Source organism: Paracraurococcus ruber, assembly GCF_004353985.1.
Lineage (GTDB): Bacteria > Pseudomonadota > Alphaproteobacteria > Acetobacterales > Acetobacteraceae > Paracraurococcus > Paracraurococcus ruber.
Genome location: NZ_SMOA01000565.1, coordinates 1 through 1,389, shown reverse-complemented (window position 1 = coordinate 1,389; position 1,389 = coordinate 1). Strand labels below are relative to the sequence as shown.

At 75.8% G+C, this 1,389-nt stretch carries 3 protein-coding genes; 2 read left to right on the top strand and 1 reads right to left on the bottom strand.

Annotated features, from left to right (window positions below):
* Positions 1 to 283, bottom strand: a 283-nt coding sequence (locus tag E2C05_RS31780) for a hypothetical protein (RefSeq protein ID WP_133223589.1), incomplete at its 3' end; no start/stop codon positions are given.
* 490 nt (positions 284 to 773) lie between these two features.
* On the opposite strand from E2C05_RS31780, the gene E2C05_RS31775 reads away from it, so the two are divergent.
* Positions 774 to 1,001: a hypothetical protein gene (locus tag E2C05_RS31775; protein WP_240046985.1), complete on the top strand. Its 228-nt coding sequence runs from the start codon at positions 774 to 776 to the stop codon at positions 999 to 1,001.
* Positions 980 to 1,117 (top strand): hypothetical protein, encoded by a 138-nt coding sequence (locus E2C05_RS34440; RefSeq protein ID WP_205083262.1) that lies wholly within the window; start codon positions 980 to 982, stop codon positions 1,115 to 1,117. Before E2C05_RS31775 ends, E2C05_RS34440 begins: the two co-directional genes overlap by 22 nt.
* Positions 1,118 to 1,389 lie beyond the last annotated feature (272 nt).

The following is a 1,389-nucleotide window of genomic DNA, read 5'->3' as shown; positions in this document are numbered from 1 at the left end:
CGTCCTCCCGCTCCGCCGGGCGGGCGAGCGCCACCAGCAGGGGCTGCGGCGGCGGGGCCGGCGGGCGCTGCGCGGCGCGGTAGCCGGCGGCGATCGCCGCCGCCTGGTCCTGCGCCAGCACCCGCGGCAGCCCCGGCCGCAGCACGACCAGATAGGCGACGAGCTCGGCCATCGCCGTCGCCTCGTCGCAGCCCTGCGCCATCAGGCAGCGATAGCGGTGCTCGGCGCCGCGGAATGGCAGGGCCGGCGTCCCGGGCCGGGGCGGGGGAGCTGCATCGGGCATGCGCCAACAAGAACATAAAGCGAACTCGCTGACCAGCGAGTCGAGTCCGGCGGCGCTGCCGGGCCGCTTGCCGGCCGCTTGCCGGCCGATGCGGCGATGCGCCGGCGCGCCTGGCGACCGGCCCGGACGATCCGGCGGAAGGCGCCCGCACCATCCGCGGGCGTGCCGGCAGACCACCCGTTCATCCCGGGCAATCCCGCGGCATGCTTGACAGACCACGTATCTCCATCGCTAAATAGGGTCGTCACCGTCGCATTGTGCGACGGAACCGCGGGATTTGATCCATGCAGCTTGCGCCGCGTCACCAAGCGCTAAAGCGCCTTCGCCTCGGCCCTGGCGGGACCACCCGCCGGCCGGCCGGCGGGCGCTGTCGGCGCTGACCTCTGCCCCGGGCGATCCCCGGGACCATCCGGGCGCCAAGGCCTTCGGCGCCCCAGCCAGCCCCCGTCACGCCCGCTGCCGCCAAGCGGCCCGAGGATCCAGCATGCACATGTCACGCCCCATCGAGGTCGAGGGCCGCTTCCTCGGCGTCGCCGTCACCCTGGCTTCCTTGCCGGCCGGCCCGGCCTGGCGCTTCATCGCCACCGACCCGGTCGTCGAGGACCTCGACGGCGCCACCTTCCCCAGCCCGGCCGAGGCGGCGCGCGTCGCCGGCCTGGTCGTGCGGCGCAGCCGCCGCGCCGGCGCCGCGGCGCGATGGCCGGCGACGCCGCGATGATCGGCCAGGTCGCCCGCATGGCGCTGGTGGTGGCCGCCCTGCTGGGCGCGCTCTCGCTGGTCGGCCTGGCGCAGCCGCCGCCCCTCCTGACGCCGTTCGGCATCCTGCATCGCTAGAGCAGATCCCGATCAGGTGGACTCACCTGATCGGGTGAAGCTGCCCGTCGATTCAAGGGATTGGAGCGGTTGCCGTGCGCCATGGCGAGCGGAAGCCGCTCGAGGCCGGATCGCCGGGCAAGGTGACCGCCTGGCGGCGTGACGACCTGCTGCGAAACGGACCGCCGCGAATGCCGCGCCTGGCCGCAGGCATCGGGCCCGGGGCCGTCCGCGGCCTGCAGGGCGACCGGCGCGCGACGTCGGCCCGCGCCCCGCGCGGCCCGCCCGGGGGC